General features: G+C 68.2%; 12 protein-coding genes and 1 pseudogene. 11 read left to right on the top strand and 2 right to left on the bottom strand.

Features of this window, described 5'->3' with window-relative positions; translation table 11 throughout:
- Positions 1-13: 13 nt before the first annotated feature.
- Positions 14-697 carry a GntR family transcriptional regulator gene (locus tag DBO33_RS15530; RefSeq protein WP_107655670.1) on the bottom strand — a complete coding sequence of 228 codons (684 nt, stop codon included), beginning with the start codon at positions 695-697 and terminating at the stop codon, positions 14-16.
- Between the two features lie 118 nt (positions 698-815).
- Between DBO33_RS15530 and DBO33_RS43975 the strand changes: the two are divergent.
- The 3 genes and pseudogenes from DBO33_RS43975 to DBO33_RS15540 all read left to right on the top strand — a co-directional run.
- Positions 816-1337, top strand: a pseudogene (locus DBO33_RS43975) (YbhB/YbcL family Raf kinase inhibitor-like protein); the annotation flags it as partial.
- A 45-nt stretch (positions 1338-1382) separates the two neighbouring features.
- A complete protein-coding gene (locus DBO33_RS43555) occupies positions 1383-1913 on the top strand; it encodes an SRPBCC family protein (RefSeq protein WP_267897915.1) in 531 nt (176 codons plus the stop codon).
- A 175-nt stretch (positions 1914-2088) separates the two neighbouring features.
- Positions 2089-2448, top strand: coding sequence for a hypothetical protein (locus tag DBO33_RS15540; RefSeq protein ID WP_107655672.1), 360 nt, complete (start codon positions 2089-2091; stop codon positions 2446-2448).
- A 52-nt stretch (positions 2449-2500) separates the two neighbouring features.
- Here the strand turns inward: DBO33_RS15540 and DBO33_RS15545 are convergent, their stop codons facing one another.
- Positions 2501-7957: an ATP-binding protein gene (locus tag DBO33_RS15545; RefSeq protein ID WP_107655673.1), complete on the bottom strand. Its 5457-nt coding sequence runs from the start codon at positions 7955-7957 to the stop codon at positions 2501-2503.
- 321 nt (positions 7958-8278) lie between these two features.
- Between DBO33_RS15545 and DBO33_RS43560 the strand changes: the two genes are divergently transcribed.
- The 8 genes from DBO33_RS43560 (at position 8279) to DBO33_RS15580 (ending at position 16207) form a co-directional block, all read left to right on the top strand.
- A complete protein-coding gene (locus tag DBO33_RS43560) occupies positions 8279-8737 on the top strand; it encodes a hypothetical protein (RefSeq protein WP_199856645.1) in 459 nt (152 codons plus the stop codon).
- A gap of 30 nt (positions 8738-8767) precedes the next feature.
- Positions 8768-9160, top strand: coding sequence for a helix-turn-helix domain-containing protein (locus DBO33_RS43565; RefSeq protein WP_199856646.1), 393 nt, complete (start codon positions 8768-8770; stop codon positions 9158-9160).
- Between the two features lie 94 nt (positions 9161-9254).
- Positions 9255-9704, top strand: coding sequence for an SRPBCC family protein (locus tag DBO33_RS15555; protein WP_107655674.1), 450 nt, complete (start codon positions 9255-9257; stop codon positions 9702-9704).
- A gap of 233 nt (positions 9705-9937) precedes the next feature.
- On the top strand, positions 9938-10774 hold the full coding sequence (locus DBO33_RS15560; RefSeq protein ID WP_107655675.1) for an SDR family oxidoreductase: 837 nt from the start codon (positions 9938-9940) through the stop codon (positions 10772-10774).
- 91 nt (positions 10775-10865) lie between these two features.
- On the top strand, positions 10866-11915 hold the full coding sequence (locus DBO33_RS15565; RefSeq protein WP_107655676.1) for a 3-oxoacyl-ACP synthase III family protein: 1050 nt from the start codon (positions 10866-10868) through the stop codon (positions 11913-11915).
- Positions 11916-11918: 3 nt separating this feature from the next.
- Positions 11919-12860, top strand: coding sequence for a hypothetical protein (locus DBO33_RS15570; protein ID WP_107655677.1), 942 nt, complete (start codon positions 11919-11921; stop codon positions 12858-12860).
- A gap of 290 nt (positions 12861-13150) precedes the next feature.
- A complete protein-coding gene (locus tag DBO33_RS15575) occupies positions 13151-15112 on the top strand; it encodes a LuxR family transcriptional regulator (protein WP_159080285.1) in 1962 nt (653 codons plus the stop codon).
- A gap of 165 nt (positions 15113-15277) precedes the next feature.
- Positions 15278-16207: a bile acid:sodium symporter family protein gene (locus tag DBO33_RS15580; protein WP_107655679.1), complete on the top strand. Its 930-nt coding sequence runs from the start codon at positions 15278-15280 to the stop codon at positions 16205-16207.
- Position 16208 lies beyond the last annotated feature (1 nt).

The raw sequence follows: 16208 nt of genomic DNA on the forward strand, positions 1-16208 counted from the left end.
TCGCCGAAGCCCGTCAGTCGGCGGCGTCCGTCAGTGCGGCTGCGGTCAGCGTGAGGTGATGGGTCAGGGTGGCCGCTGCGGTGTCGGGATCGCGGGCCAAGGCGGCCTCCTCCAGCTTGCGGTGTTCCTCGGCGCCGTCCCGATCGGGGTTGCGGCGGGAGGACCAGCGGCGGGCGAGTTCGCTTGCGGTCCACAGGCGATCGAAGGTTTCCAGGAGGACGGGGTTGCCGCAGCCTTCCAGCAGGGTGCGGTGGAAAACGCGGTGGGCTTCGGACCAGGCGTCGCTGTAGTGCTCGCCCTCGTCCGGCACGTACGGCGGGGTGCGGGACAGGCGGTGGTGGGCCGCTCGCACACGCGACTCCCAGTCGAGGTCGCCGCGCTGGATGGACATGCGCAACAGGACCGGCTCGATGGTCCGGCGGGCCTCCGCGATCTCCTGCCAGCGGCGGTCGGAGAAGGTCGGGACGGCGAAGCCACGGTTGGGGAGCCGGTCGGCGAGGCCTTCGCCGACCAACCGGACGAGCGCCTCGCGCACGACGGCCAGGCTCACGCCCTCTTCCTTGGCCAGGTCTTGCGGTTTGAGCGCATCACCGGGCGCGAACTTTCCGCGCATGATCGCGTCCCGCAGGTGGGTGTAGATCTGCTCGCTGAGCATCTGCTTCCCCGATGAGGTCGAGGAGTGGGCCGTCCGGGTCATTGGCCAAGCATAGACGATCTGAGAGATAATCGATTATCTGTGTTAGGGTCGATCTTGTGGCGGCGTCCCGATCGGGAGATCCCGCCACTCCACAGCACGGCCTGAAAGGAACGACGCGATGAGCGCCAACGACCCCTTCGCTCGCCTCCCCGAGGCGGCCTCCTTCACTGTCACCAGCGCCAACGTCACCGACGGCGCCTCCTGGTCGCTCGAGCAGATGTCCGCCGGCGTCCCCGGCGGCAAGGACCTCTCTCCACACCTGTCTTGGCGCGGCGCACCGGACGGCACCAAGAGCTACGCCGTCACCGTGTACGACCCGGACGCTCCCACCGGGTCCGGGTTCTGGCACTGGGCGGTCGCCGACATCCCCGCCACCGTCACCGAACTGCCCGAGGGTGCGGGCGACGACACCGGCTCGGGCCTGCCCGAGGGCGCGATCCAACTGCCCAACGACGCCCGCGCCGCCCGCTACTTCGGCGCGGCCCCGCCCGCCGGGCACGGCCCACACCGCTACTTCGTCGTAGTGCACGCCCTCGATGTCGAGTCCATCGGCGTCCCCGCCGACGCGACCCCAGCACTGCTCGGCTTCACCATGGCCGGCCACATCCTCGGTCGCGCGGTGTTGACCGCCACAGCGGAGACCCTGCCCGAGGGCGAGACCGCTAGGGCCGTAGGCGAATCCGCCGTGCCCGAGGGGCGAACCGCCAAGTCCGCAGGCGAAAGTACTACGGCCGTAGGTAATTCCACCGAACGAGTCGAAGTCTCCCGCCTCATCCCGGCCCCCGCCGCCACCATCTTCGCGGTCCTCACCGACCCGAAAGGCCACGTGGACATCGACGCCTCCGGAATGCTGCTCGACGCCGAAGGCGAACCGGTCCGACAACCCGGCGACCGCTTCCTCGTCCACATGGACCGCGAAGCCCTCGGCGATTTCCCTTTGGGCAAGTACGACGTCGAAGTCGTCATCACCGAACTCACTCCGGACAAGGAGATTGCCTGGACGGTAGAGGGCCAGATCCGGCCCCCCGTCCGGCACATCTACGGCTACCGACTTGCGCCCGCCGAGGGCGGCACCCTCGTCACCTCGTACTACGACTGGTCACAAATCAGCGAGCAGTGGAAGTCGCGCCTGACTTTCCCGGTGGTCCCCGAGTCCGCCCTCAAAGCCACCCTCGGCATCCTCGAACGCACTGTCCGCCGCCGGACAGCCGCCTGACCAGGGCCTAACTGCCTCGCACGAGACACTGCTCGGGTCGCAACCGGCGTACCGGACCGCGCCCCGAGCATGCTCGACCCGGAACCCGAAGCCCCCAGCAACATCTCGTGGCCGGTTTATCCAAGCATTCCCCACCACCTATGCCGGATCATGAAGGTTGGAGTGGGGAGTACAAATGACCAATAGACATACCGCAGAACAACTGCGGGAGCTGCTCGAACGCGGCACCGACGTAACCAACTCGATCACCGATCGCATAGCGATTCATGTGCTGCACCGTGCCGGCTTGCTCGGAAAACGATTCCTGGACAACCACATCAGCATCGAGACCGTCGCCATGGGCGGCGATCAAGTGCACCTGGCGTTCATCCGCGATTGGTCCGTCCTCGCGCGCCAGGACGAGCGCCTCAGCCGCGCCGAGCGACGCTGCCTGGAGCTGGCCGCCTGCATCGCCCTGAGCGTGCCGCACCCTGCCACCACCGGCAAGGTCGCTCCGGCAACGCCGCTGAAGATGCACGTCTGCACCCAGTACTGAAAATGGCACACCATGATGCGGGAGACCCGCACCATGGTGTGCCACTCGACAATCAGGCGGGCAGCCCAGCTTCGATCGTCTGGATGATGCGCGGGCGCAGCTCAGCGGTGCTGATCACGGCATCGACCGAACCGACCTCGACAGCGCGCTGAATGTTGTGCACGCGGTCGAACTCGGCGGCGACGTTGCCCAGTTTCTCGGTGCGCACCGCGGACCGGGCTTCGTCGAGTTCCGCGGTCAGCGTCGCCCGATCGGTGCCGGAGGCGTTCGCGGCGCGCGCCGCGAGGTCCCGGACCCGAGGATCGGCGGCGGTGCGTGCGTTGACCTCACCGGCGAACACCACCGCAGCGGCCGGCGCACCGCCCAGCACGGAGGCGAACGATCCTTCCAGCGCGAGCACGGTCATATTCGGGTTGAGCGCCTTGGAGAACACCACGAACGCGCCACCGTGATACCGCGAGATCACGCAGAACACAATGGGCCCTTGGAAGTTCACGATGGCCCGGCCGATCTCGGCGCCGTACTCCAGCTGGAGTTTGCGCATCGACTCCGGCGACCCGTCGAAGCCGGACAGGTTCGCCAGCACCACCAGCGGCCGGTTGCCGCTGGCCGCGTTGATCGCCCGCGCGGCCTTCTTCGACGACTGCGGGAACAGGGTGCCCGCGGTGTAGGTGTCCGGGCCGTCGGTGGACGGGTACCCGCGTCGCGGCACGCCGCGGGACTCGATACCGAGCAGGCACACCGGGATTCCGCCGAGGTGCGCGTCCTGCACCACCGCCGTTTCCGCGTCGGCCATGCCGGCCCAGCGTTCCAGCACCGGGTGGTCCTGGTCGGCGAGCGCCCGCATGACGGTCCGGATGTCGAAGGGCTTCTTACGATCCGGATTGGCCGCTGCGGAGAAGATCTGACCGACGGTGGTGAAGTCGCTGTCGGCCAGCAGATGCGGGAAGTCGGAGACGTCGCGGTCCACCGGATCGCTGGTCTGCGAACGCCGCGGCGTCTGCTCACCGGGCGCGATGTAGGTGTGGTCGTAGTGCGACATCAGCACATCGCGGGCCGCGGCCAGGTCCGGCGCCCAGTACTGCGCCTGGCCGTTCGGGCCCATCACCCGGTCGTAGCCGCCGATACCGAAGTTGTCCTCGGCCGACACGCCACCGGAGAAGTCCAGCGCCTGCTTGCCGGTGAGCACCATCGCGGAGTCCGGCGTCATCACCAGGATGCCCTTGGTGTGCATGAGCATCGTGGCTTCGGCGTTCCAGTACGGCTGCGCGCCGACGTTGATGCCGGAGACCACGATGTTGATTTCGCCGCCGTCCTGGGTGAATTCGACGATCCGCTTGAGCGCGGCCGCCACCCAGTCCATGTTCTCGGTACCGGACTCCATCGAGATCCGGGCACCGGAGGACAGCGCGTACCACTCCAGCGGCACCTGCAGCCGGTCGGCCAGATCCAGCGCGGCGATCACTCGGCGGCATTCCGGTTCCGACAGTGCACCAAGGGATTTCGTCGGATCACCGAGCAGGACCACCCGAGTGACACCCTGCGGATGCTGCGGCGTCGGCGTGCTGACCACACCCGCGACGATCGCCGCGGTGTTGCGGCCCTTGGGCCGGTCGACCGGCACCAGCACATGGTCGGCGTCGAGGTCGTACTCGGTGAACTCACCGAGCAGCCCGGTGAGCTCGTACGGGTACACGGTGTTGCGGCTGCTGGCGCGCAGCACCTTCTGCCGGTACGCGTCGAGCGGCTCGATCACGTCGTCGGCCCGCTCGCCGATGGTCACCTCGGTGGCGTCGAAGCCGATGCGCACGGCGACCTTGGTCAGCTCGCCGGTCTTCGGATCACGCTGCCGCGCGATGAGCAGGATCTCTTCGAGTCCGGCACCGGCGGTGGTCGGCCGCACGTGCTTGACGACCGTCTCCAGCTCTTCCGGCGTGACATCGATCGGCGGCCAGATGTACATCACGATGCGGTTGGTATTGAACCGGTTGGCCGACGGCCGCAGCGACTGCGCCCGGCGGATCGAGTCGAGGCAGGTGGCGATGGCGATCTCGGCGGTCGGCAGCGCGAGCAGCCTGCCGTCCTGCTCGCGCAGTGCGGCCAGGTCCCGGACCTGCGCGAACGCCATGAGGCGCTCGTCGGACGGGTTGTCCTTGGCGACACAGCGGAACAGGTACACCTCTTCGTCGTCCGAGGACGGCAGCCGGGTGAGATCGAACTTGCGCAGCCGCTGCATCTGCATCCGCTGTGCGATGTACGGGTGCAGACCGCGGATCAGGCGCTCTTCGGCCATGCCGGTGGCCGACGGGCGGAAGGTGAAGTGGTGGTGCATGACCGCGCCGCCGCTGCCCGCCACCGCGACGGTGATCCGGTGCACCTGGCTGGGCAGCTGATGCGCGCCGAGCACCTCGTGCAGTGCCGCCGCCATCGCGTCGAAGTCGGCGGGCTGCTTCTCCCAGCTGAGGTAGATGTCGGCGTCGATGGACGCGGAGCCGCGGGCCAGTTCGGTGAGCCCGCGCAGCGTGTCCGCCAGCGCGTCGAAGCGCACGGCCGCCGAGACCAGGCTCAGGCCGCGGCGCTCGGCGATCACGAAGGTGCAGCCGCCCACCTCGTGGGTGCGCACCCCCTCGAGACCCTTGTTGCCGTAGTACCGGCGGGTCAGCACCTCCAGCATGACGGTGTTGTCCTGGTTGCCGCGCACCAGCCGCTGGCCGAGCAGCCGCACCAGCGGCTCGGTGCTGCGCACCATGTCGGAGATGCGCTCGGCGCGATCCGGCGAGTCCGGGTGTGCGTCCAAGTGGCGCAGGTGCTTTCGGATGTTGGTGTAGACCCGGGCCCGGTTGCGCCGCAGCAGCGGCTGGCCGTACCAGGCGTACACCACGCCGCGCGCGAGGTCGGCGATCACCGGGAAACGCACCTGTGTCGCGGCTACCAGCCGCTCCAGCGCCAGACCGACGGGCTCACGCAGGGCCCGATCCGGCATCGGCTCGCGCAGCCACTCGCGCAGCAGCGTAGTGATCACGGTGACGGTGTCGGACGGGCGTTGCTGGGCGAGGAAGATCCGGAAGACCGCCGCTTCGAGCTCGGGGGTGCGCTCCAGTTCGGTGACCCCGTAGTGCCCGAGCGCGTTGGCGAGCTTGGCCTGGAACGACTCCGGCAGCCCGGCCCGCTCGACATCGAGGCTCTGCAGGTAGGTGTGGAAGTACTCGCGCGCGCTGTGCACGTGGCTGTACTGGCCGTCCTCACCCGAGGAGCGGTTGTGGCTCAGCTCGGCGAGGTCGGCGAACACCTCCATCAGTTCGAGTTCCTCGGCGAGCGGCCTGCGACCGTCCGCGAGCGCCGCTTGGCGCGTGGTGAGGTAGTCGTCGAGCACACGGCGATCGTCGTGCGGGTCGACGTCGTAGCCGAGCAGCAGGCTGCGCAGATCCTCTTGGCCGCGGGTGGTCAGCTCGTGCGGCTGGATCCGCGCGGACCCGACGGGCAGGTCGAGTTCGACCGTGCCGACCGCGGCTGCCTCCTCCGCCTCGTCCCCGTCGCCGAGCGGCTCGAGCCACAGCAGCGGCGCGCCGGTCTCCACCTGGCTACCGACGGATACGACGCATTCCTTGAGCCGCGCCTTGAACGGCGCGCGCAGCACCGTCTCCATCTTCATGCTCTCCAGCACCAGGACCGGGCCACCGGCCTCGACCTCGGCGCCGACCGCGAGCGGGGTGGCGACGACCAGTGCGGGGGCAGGGGAGCGGACCACGCCGCCCTCGTCCCGGCTGATCCGGTGGGTCACCCCGTCGACGTCGACGAGATGCACCGGACCGTGCGTGCCGGTGGTCAGCCGGTAGCGGGTGCCGTTCACCATGATCTGCCCGGTGTGCCGGTCGAAACGTTCGAGATCGACGTCGGCGGTGCGGATGTCACCGGCCGCCTCGATGCCGATGCGGAACCGGTGGGCGCCGATGCGCGCGACCCGCACGCGGTAGCTCGCGCCACGCAGCTTGAGGTCGAGCGGTCGTCCGCTCTCGTGCTGGACCTGCGGACGCCCGCCGGACGCGGTGGACAGCAGCCGGTGCCGTTCGGCCCGCTCCTCTTCCTCGTACGCGTCGATGGCCGCGGCGGCCAGCGCGATGGCGGAGTGCCGGTGCGAGACGAGGCGGCCCTCGCCGCGGACGCGGTCGATCCAGCCGGTGTCCGCGCTGGCGTCGATCACCTCGGGCTGGTTCAGCAGGTCGAGCACGAAGCTCTTGTTCGTCGCGCCGCCCTCGATGATGACCCTGGTCTGCGCGACGGCCCGGCGCAGCCTGCCGAGCGCTTCTTCGCGGTCCCGGCCGTAGGCGATGATCTTGGCGATCATCGAGTCGAAGTCGGCGGGGATGGTGTCGCCCTCGCTGACGCCGGTGTCGACCCGGATGCCGGGCCCGGCGGGCAGATTCAGCCGCGCGATGCGTCCGGGGGCGGGGGCGAAGTCGCGGTCGGGATCCTCGGCGTTGAGCCGGGCCTCGATGGCGTGGCCGCGCTCGATGGGCATGTCGCCCTCGAGCTTGCCGCCGGAGGCCACATGCAATTGGGCCCGCACGAGGTCGAAACCGGTGGTGTACTCGGTGATCGGGTGCTCGACCTGGAGTCGGGTGTTGACCTCGAGGAAGGCGAACAGCTGGTCGCCGGGGTGGTAGAGGAACTCGACGGTCGCCGCGCCGCGGTAACCGACGGCGATCGCCAGCCGCTCGGCCGACGCCTTGAGCTCGGCCGCCTGCTCGGGGCGCAGCACCGGCGAGGCCGACTCCTCGATCACCTTCTGGTTGCGCCGCTGCACCGAGCAGTCGCGGACGCCGAGCGCCCACGCGGTGCCCTGACCGTCCGCGATCACCTGCACCTCGACGTGCCGGGCACCGGTGACCAGACGCTCCAGGAACACCACGCCACTGCCGAACGCGCGCGCGGCTTCCTGCCGGGTGCGCTCGTAGGCGTCGACGAGGTCGGCGTCGTTGGTGACGACCCGGATGCCGCGCCCGCCGCCACCGGCGGTCGCCTTCAGCATCAACGGGTAGCCGATCTCGGCGGCGGCCGTCATGGCGGCCTCTACGGTCTCGACCGCGCCACGGCTCCACGGCGCGACCGGCACGCCGACCTCCTCGGCGATCAGCTTCGCGCCGATCTTGTCACCGAGCTTGCGCATGGCGTCCGGGCTCGGGCCGATGAAGGTGACACCGATCTGTTCACACAGTTCCGCGAACGCCGGGTCCTCGGCGACGAAACCCCAACCGACCCAAGCGGAGTCGGCCCCGGTCTCCACCAGCGCCTTTTCCAGCGCCTTCAGATCCAGGTAGGGGCGGGCGGCGGCCGGACCGAGGTCGTAGGCGATATCGGCTTCGCGCACGAACGTCGCGTTCCGGTCGACATCGGTGTACAAAGCTACGGTTTCGATCGGTCGCGCGGTCGCCGCGGCCAAGTCTCGGACGGCGTGGATGAGGCGCATGGCGGCCTCTCCCCGGTTCACGATGGCGATGCGGCTGAACACTCGCCGACTCCTTCCTCTCCTGAAAGCTGACCCGTTGAACGGGTGAGGTTTGCAACTCTCGGTCCCGCGTAGTGTGCACCTCTCAGACAAATATGTGCACACCCGATCGGGTGTTACCGGTCCGTAGGTTGTGGGAACCCACCATATTCGGCTCGATCAGGCCGATTCCGGTGTACGGGGCGGCCCGGAATCACCCTCGCACAACGATCATTCACCTCGCTCGGGGATTCGGCGCAACGCTGTGGGATTCCCCTGGATCCGGTGTGCAATTCGCCTCGGATGCCGCCGGCCGGGTTCCGGCACCGGGCCTAGGCTTGGCTGGTGGTGTTCGACTCGCCTGATTTCGATCTCGCGCGGTACGCGGACTTCGACATGCCGGCGTATGTGCGGCGCACCTATTGCAGTTGGCACGACGCGAGCTGGCGGTCGTTGCTGGTGCAGTGCTTCGACCATGTTCGCCAGGCGGACGACCTGCCGATGCCCGGCGCGGCCGATCTGCATCTGGTGCTCTACGTGGCAGGCGACGTGGCGATGCGCACTCGTGCCGACGGGAAACCGGTACGCAGGCGCTGGGTTCCTGGCGATCTGGAGCTCATCGTGCCCGAGTCGCCGAGCTTGCGCGCCTATCGGGCGGCCACGGCGATGCGCACCGTTCAGGTGCACATTCCGTCCGGGACCGTCGAACGGGTGGCCGCCGAGCTCGACGGCGGAAAGCCGGACTTCGAGGCGCTGGCGGCCACGCTGCACGCGGGTGATCCGGTGGTCGAACAGCTGATCTGAGCACTGCCCGCCGCCGACGGCACCAGCGACATGTACGCGGAATCCGCGGCGACGTTCCTCGTGACGCACCTGCTCACCCGAGGTCGGCACGCGCCGCCGCCGGGCCCGGAACACGCGGCGGTCCGCGCGAGCGTCGCGGTCATGCGGGAACGGCTGGCCGAGCCGCTGACCCTGGCCGATATCGCCGCCGAAGTGCATCTGAGCGTCTATCACTTCATCCGGGTCTTCCGGGAAGCGATCGGCGAGACACCGCATCGATTCCTGACTCGTCTGCGCATCGAGCGGGCGCAGCGGCTGCTGACCACCACCGACCTCACCGTCGGGCAGATCGCCGATCGGTGCGGTTTCGCCAGTCCTGGTGCGCTGTCGTCGGCGTTCCTGAGTCAGGTCGGCGTCCGGCCGTCGGTGTACCGCAACATCTGATCGATACGCGGCAATTCGGCGCATCGCTGCGGGGCGGGCCCGTCGTTTAGTTTCGAAGCAGGCCGGCAACCTGTGAGCGAAAGGACGGCGGATCATGCACAGTTACGACGCGACCGCGACCTCGGCGGCATCGCCTGCCATTGTCTGGCGCCTGCTGCTCGATGCCCGGACGTGGCCGGTCTGGTCGACCGTCGACGCCCTGGTGCCGGAACGTTCCAGCGGGCTCGATCCGAACGGCCGCGACGGCGTCGGTGCGGTGCGCGCGTTCCGGACCGGGCGCACGGTGACCGGAGAGCGACTGACCGGACTCGTCGAGGAGAAACAACTCACCTACGAGGACGCGTTCAACTGGAGCCTGCGCAACTACCAGGCGGTCATCGATCTCGTGCCCGCCGCGGGCGGGGGCACGGTCATTCACTGGTACGGAACGTATTCCGCGCGATGGGGGATGGGCTGGCTGATGGAGCGTGTCATGCGGCGCGTCATGCAGCAAATGGCGGATGGCCTTGCCGCGCACGCGGCGGCAGCGGTAGTAAAAGAATGAACTGATTCCGGCGCCGACCAGTGTTTGCCCCTTCGCTGGTGTGTGCGCGAACCCCTATCAACCCCTACCCGTAGGTGTGCGCGCACGCGCACGGCGGCGCCGACCGGCTCTAGCCGACCACGCGCGACCTGCGTGATTCCGCAGATGTGTTCCCGCGCAGTATCTTTCAGTCATGTAGCAACCCCTATCCGACGCCGACGGCCGGCCGAAATCGTGTGGCAGGGTGATCGGGTATGAAGACGATCCTGATCACCGGGGCGACATCGGGTATCGGCCTCGCGGCCGCACAACAGTGCGCCGCGCAGGGGCATCGGCTGGTTCTCGTCGGACGAAATCCGCGGAAACTGGCCGATGCGGCGACCGCCGTCCGGGCCGCCGGTGCGTGCGGCGTGGACACCCTCGAATGTGACTTCGCCTCGCAGGCGTCGATTCGTCAGCTCGCCAAAAGTGTGCTGGCGCAATACGACCGGCTGGATGTGCTCGCCAACAACGCGGGCGGCTACCAGAAGGATCGCGTCGAGACCGAGGACGGCATCGAGGCCACGTTCGCCGTCAACTACCTCGGCGGCTTCCTGCTGACCGAACTGCTCATCGATCTGATGGTGCGCAGCGCTCCCTCGCGCATCCTGTTCACCTCGTCGGTGCTGCACTTCGGCGCCACACTGGATTTCGACGATCTCGGTCTCGCGCGCGGATACTCCGGCGAGCAGGCCTACAGCCGATCGAAACTCGCCGACATCCTGTACGCCAGGGCGCTGGCGCGCCGGGTCGAGGGAACCGGGGTGACGGTCAACGCTTTTCACCCCGGCGCGGTGGCGACCGGCATCTGGGATTCGATGCCGTGGTTCGGGCAGCCGCTGGTCGCGCTGGCCAAGCGGCTGTTCATGATCACCGCCGAGGAGGGCGGTCGCGCGCTCACCTATCTCGCGACCGATCCCGAGGTAGCCGCGATCACCGGCGCTTATTTCCAGAAGAACCGCATCAAGACTCCGTCGCGTCGTGCGCAGGACGACGCGCTCGGACAGCAGTTGTGCGAGGTGAGCGCGACCCTGGTCGAGTCTGCCGACTAGGCGCAGCGGCTGGGCAGTCCACGACAACGTTGTCGAAAGTTCAAGCGACACACGATGTTTGTCATCGACTGATCTGCAGAAAGCAGGGGCAATGCAGCGTACGCGTTTCGAGTCGATCGGCTCGTACACTCCCGAAACCGTCCGTTCCACCGAGGAATTGATCGACAGTCTGGCGGTGCCCAGGTCGCTCGATCTGGAGCGGATCACCGGGATCAAGAATCGGCGGGTCTACGACTCGCGTCCGGATCACTATGAATCGTCGTTCGACTTGGCATTACAGGCCATAGACGATTGTCTGCGACATTCGGATTACCGCGCGGACGAGCTGGACATCATCATCTCCGCCTCCATCACCCGCACCCGCGGTAAGGACGTCTTCTGCTACGCGCCGGCCTTCGCGCTGATGCTCGGCAACGCGATCGGCGCGACGTCGGCCCGGCATTTCGACGTCTCGAACGCCTGCGCGGGCATGATGACCGGGGTGCTGGTGCTGGACCGGATGATCAAGGCCGGGGTGGTGCGCAACGGTCTGGTGGTCAGTGGTGAACAGATCACCCCGATCGCGGAGACCGCGGTGCGGGAGATCAGCAAACCGTACGATCCGCAGTTCGCGGCACTGACCGGGGGGGACGCGGCGGTGGCGGTCGTGCTCGACGATCGCGGCGACGACCACGACGAAATCCACTACGTCGAATTGATGACCGCCGCGGGCGGGGCCGAGCATTGCCTCGGCATGCCCAGCGACCAGTCCGCGGGCATCGCGCTGTACACCGACAACCGCGCGATGCAGAACGAGGGCAGGTATATGCAGGCGATCAACCGCATGGACGCCTTCCTGAAGGAGACCGGGCGCACCTGGGAGAGCGAGAAATACGACTACTGGATCCATCATCAATTCAGCGGACCGGTCATCGAGTATCTCGGGCACCTGACCGAGCAGCACTTCGGTACCCCGATGCCGCAGGCCCTGAATGTATTGCACGAGTACGGCAATACCGCCTCGACCTCGCATTTCCTGGTGCTGCACGAGTATCTCGCGCAGCAGAAGATTCCGAAGGGGTCGAAGGTTCTGATGATTCCCGAGGCGTCCGGCATCGTGTCCGGTCATCTCGCCGCGACTATTTCGCGTCTGGAGGCCTGAGCCATGGGTACCACGATTGTCGCCGCCGCGACGAACACCGATCTCGACACCGGCAGCTATTTCGAACTGGCCACCCGCGCGGCCCGCGCCTGCCTGGCCGGTTCGGATGTCTCGGTCGACGAGATCGGCATGCTGATCAATGTGGGAGTTTTCCGGGACGACAATATTTCCGAGCCCGCCGTGTCCGCGCTCATTCAGAAACGGATCGGCATCGGCCTGGAATACCAGCCCGGACGGGTGCCCGCGTTCTCCTTCGACCTGATGCACGGCGCCACCGGCCTGCTGCATGCCATCAGCACCGCGGAGTGCTTCCTGACCACCGGTGACGTGGAGTATGCGCTGCTGGTGGCGGGGGATACCCATCCGTCGACGCAGCGCTACGTCGCGGGGTTCCCGTACACCACCGGGGCCGCCGCGGTACTGCTCGGAAGCACGCCCACCGCGGGCGGATTCGGCCGCCTGCATACTCAGCAGACCGCCGGGACGGCTGAGCCGTCGGCCTGGGTGTCGCTGGCAGAGGCCGGTGTGCACGGACGTTCGGCCATGCGCGTACGGCACGGCGCGGAGGATCCGATCACGCTCGCGGCGGCGGTCGTTCGTGACTGCGTGGCCGAGGAGGGCCTCGACAGCGACGATTTCGCCGAGGGGCGAGCGGTTCTGCTCGCTCCTGCTCCTGCACTGGGCTTCCGGGCCCGCCTCGCCGAAACGTTGGGGCTGCGACCGGAATCGGTCGTCGGTGTCGCACCGGCGATCGGCGATCCCTACACCGCGGCGCCGGTCCATGCGTATCTGAACGCGCGGGAATCCGGTGCGCTCGGCACCGCGGGCACGGTGCTGTTCCTGGCCGCCGACGACGCCGCGGCGGCCTGTCTCGCCTACCATCCGCAGCCGACGGTGGTGGCGACCGGGCGAGAGGTCAGCGTCGCGGCGAGCGAAAGATGTTGATGTAACTAACATTCCGCCATATTGTTCGACGTCGTTCCGTGATCTTGTTGCCGCGATTCGAGGACAGGTCGCGGTTCGGCGACCTACGCTAGTGGCACCGGCTGGATCAATGGGGCGTCCAGGTATGCCCCCGCTGCGACGATGCCGCGTCTTCAGCGCACCCGAGTTGTCTCTTCGATGGTGCCTCCCCCAGTCGGGCACGCCTCATCGACGAAGGGGACTCGGGTATGTACCGGCAGATTGCGCGCGAAAAGTGGTCGCTACTCCACAGATCCGAGGTGGGTCAGGCCATGGCCGTGCTGGGCAACGCCAGCACGGTCGGCTTGGTCGCCGAACTGCTCGCCGCCGACGAGGCGGCGGTGCGCACGGCCGTGCGCCAGCTTGCCGCGGGCTCGTCCGGGCGGGCGCTGTTCGATCTCGACATCGGTGACCGCATTTTGCGCGACACCCCGGCGGAGGTGCGCCGGGAACTGCATCGCCGTGCCGCGAAGCTTTTGCACGACAAAGGATTTCCGGCGGCGGCCGTGGCCGACCACTTGGTCGCGGCCGGTGCCACCGGGCATCCGTGGGCGGCGGGAGTGCTGCTCATCGCCGCTGCGGAGGCGTTGGCGAACGACCAGATCGACCGCGCGGTGCAGCGACTGGAGTTGGCCTATCGGGTGACTCGGGACGCGGCCGAGCGCGCCACGATCGCGATCCGGCTGGTGCGCGCCGAGTGGCGGCTCAGCCCGTCGAATCGGACGCGCAACTACACCCGGGTGCGCGCGGCCATCCGTGCGGGCCGGGTGCCGATGGCCGGACTGCCCGCCGCCGTCATGTTCCTGCTCTGGCACGGGCAGTCGCAGTACGCCGATCAGGCCCTCGGACAACTGGATTGCAGCAGGCTCGACGAGGCGGCGCCGAAGGTCGACTTCCTGTGCGCCTGGCTGCGGGCCACACATCCGCCGCACGCGCAACGTCACCCGCGGTTGCTCGCGGCCCAGGCCCGGCGACGTCCGGCGGTCGCGGCGCGACCGTCACCGCACCTGCTCGGCGCGCAGTTGCTCACCGGACTGTTCGACGGGTGTACGCCGGAGGAAACCGTCACCCGCGCCCAGCGTTTGCTCACCTGTCATCGGCTCGCCGCCAGCACCGTGGAAACCCTTGCGGCAGCTGTGCATTGCCTGATCTACACCGACCGGCTGGACACCGCGACGGCCTGGTGTGACTCGCTGCTGGCCGAGGCCGAGGCGCGGCGGGCACCGACCTGGCAGTCGATCTTCGCCGGCCTGCGCGCGGAAACGATGCTGCGCAAAGGGAATGCGCGGGCCGCGACCGACGACGCCATGCTCGCGCTGAACGTGGTCCCCGCCGAACACCTCGGGGTCTGGATCGGCATCCCGATCGCGGCGCTCATTCGCGCGCACACCCTGGCGGGCAGGCATGACGACGCCGCGGCGCAGCTGCGCAGACCGGTGCCCCGGGCCCTTTTCGAGTCGCGGTTCGGCCTGCTCTACCTGCATGCCCAGGGTCACCATCAGCTTGCCGTCGGCCAGGCCGACGAGGCGCTGCGCACCTTCCGCCGCTGCGGCCACCTGATGCGGCGCTGGCAGATGGACTTTCCCTGGCTGGTGCCGTGGCGCAACGACATCGCCGCCGCGCACCTCGCGCTGGGCGAACACCGGCACGCCCGCGCCGTCGCGAACCGCCATCTCGATCTGCTCGGTGCCGCGGGCCAGCACCGCACCGGCGGGGTATCGCTGCGCCTGCTCGCCGTGGCCGCGGACCGCTACCAGCGGGTCCGCCTGCTCCGGGACGCCGCCGCGATCGCCCGCTCCGGCGGCTGCGACCTCGAATTGGCTACGGTGCTAGGCGAACTCGGCGCCGCACACCGCGCCGTCGGCGACCACGACAAGTCCCGCACGCTGATCCGCGAGGCCACCCGGCTCGCCGACTCCTGCGGTGCTGACCCGCTGCTGCACGACCTGCGCGGCGACCGCCCGCAGCGCACCGCGCCTATTGCCCGATTACGCAAGCACGCCCATGGTCTCGACGCCCTCAGCCCCGCCGAACGCCGTGTCGCCGAACTCGCCGCGCACGGTAAACGCAACCGCGACATCGCCGCCGCCCTCGACATCACCACCAGCACCGTCGAACAACACCTCACCCGCGTCTACCGCAAACTGGACGTCGCCCGCCGCACCGAACTGACCTTCGTGCTCGGCGCGGGCCGGCGACCGGCCACCGGCTCGTCGGTCCCCGTCACCGGATAGGTGCGCCGCTGATCTTGCGTCCCTCGCGCACTTCTGGCAGTTTCGGTAATTGTCTCGGTGCGTAGCTCGACGTGAGTCACCCTCGCCCCTCGTGCGCACGCGGCGAGGCAGGCCGGTGACAGCGATCGGTTCTGTCGGCGGATTCGATCGAATGGTGAGGACACCATGGACTCTGCACTCATCTCCGTGGGCTTGCCGGTGGTTTTGATAATCATCATGTTCGGGCTCGGGCTTTCCCTCACCGTCGAGGACTTCACCCGAATCGCCAAGAGCCCCAAAGCCGCCGCCATCGCGCTGGTGTGCCAGCTGCTGGTGTTGCCGATCGCCGCGTTCGGTCTGGTCAAACTGTTCGATCTGGCGCCATTGCTCGCGGTCGGCGTCATGCTGCTCGCGGCGTCGCCGGGTGGCACCGCGGCGAACCTGTTCAGTCACCTGTTCCACGGAGACGTCGCGCTCAATGTGTCTCTCACGGCGGTCAATTCGATCATCGCGGTGGTCACCGTCCCGCTGGTCACCAACTTCGCCATCGACCACTTCGACCCCGGCGAGTCGGGCACGGTCGGTTTGCAGTTCGGCAAGGTCGTCCAGGTCTTCTCGATCGTATTGATCCCGGTCGTGCTCGGCATGCTGGTGCGCAGGCTCTCGCCGCACTTCGCCCATCGCATGGATCGGCCGGTGCGCATCGGTTCCGCGCTCACCCTGACCCTCGTCATCCTGGCGACCATCGTCGACCAGCGCGCCGACATCGTCCCCTATGTGCAAGCCGTCGGGATCCCGATGATCCTGTTCTGCTTCATCAATCTGACCGTGGGCTACACCGTCCCCCGGCTCCTCGGTGTGCAAGGCCGCCAGGCGATCTCGAGCTCGATGGAGGTCGGCATCCACAACGGCGTCATCGCCATCACCATCGCCGTCAGCGTGCTCGGCAGCATCGAAATGGCGATCCCCGCAGCCGTTTACGGCGTCGCCATCTTCCCGATCGCGACCGCCTTCGGTTGGCTCGTCACACGGCGCCGGTCACCCGAAACCCCGGCCGAATCCAGCCCAGCAGTAGGGGATTCCGATGCGGCGCTCGGGGATTCTTCCGCACGCTGAT

The sequence above is a fragment of the Nocardia suismassiliense genome (assembly GCF_900269665.1).
Taxonomy (GTDB): Bacteria; Actinomycetota; Actinomycetes; order Mycobacteriales; family Mycobacteriaceae; genus Nocardia; species Nocardia suismassiliense.

Coding starts and splice junctions, on each gene's coding strand:
- DBO33_RS15570 (WP_107655677.1), top strand. CDS start 11,919: ATGGGTACCACGATTGTCGCCGCCGCGACGAACACCGATCTCGACACC.
- DBO33_RS15555 (WP_107655674.1), top strand. CDS start 9,255: ATGCACAGTTACGACGCGACCGCGACCTCGGCGGCATCGCCTGCCATT.
- DBO33_RS15565 (WP_107655676.1), top strand. CDS start 10,866: ATGCAGCGTACGCGTTTCGAGTCGATCGGCTCGTACACTCCCGAAACC.
- DBO33_RS15530 (WP_107655670.1), bottom strand. CDS start 697: ATGACCCGGACGGCCCACTCCTCGACCTCATCGGGGAAGCAGATGCTC.
- DBO33_RS43565 (WP_199856646.1), top strand. CDS start 8,768: ATGTACGCGGAATCCGCGGCGACGTTCCTCGTGACGCACCTGCTCACC.
- DBO33_RS15560 (WP_107655675.1), top strand. CDS start 9,938: ATGAAGACGATCCTGATCACCGGGGCGACATCGGGTATCGGCCTCGCG.
- DBO33_RS15580 (WP_107655679.1), top strand. CDS start 15,278: ATGGACTCTGCACTCATCTCCGTGGGCTTGCCGGTGGTTTTGATAATC.
- DBO33_RS15575 (WP_159080285.1), top strand. CDS start 13,151: ATGGCCGTGCTGGGCAACGCCAGCACGGTCGGCTTGGTCGCCGAACTG.
- DBO33_RS15540 (WP_107655672.1), top strand. CDS start 2,089: ATGACCAATAGACATACCGCAGAACAACTGCGGGAGCTGCTCGAACGC.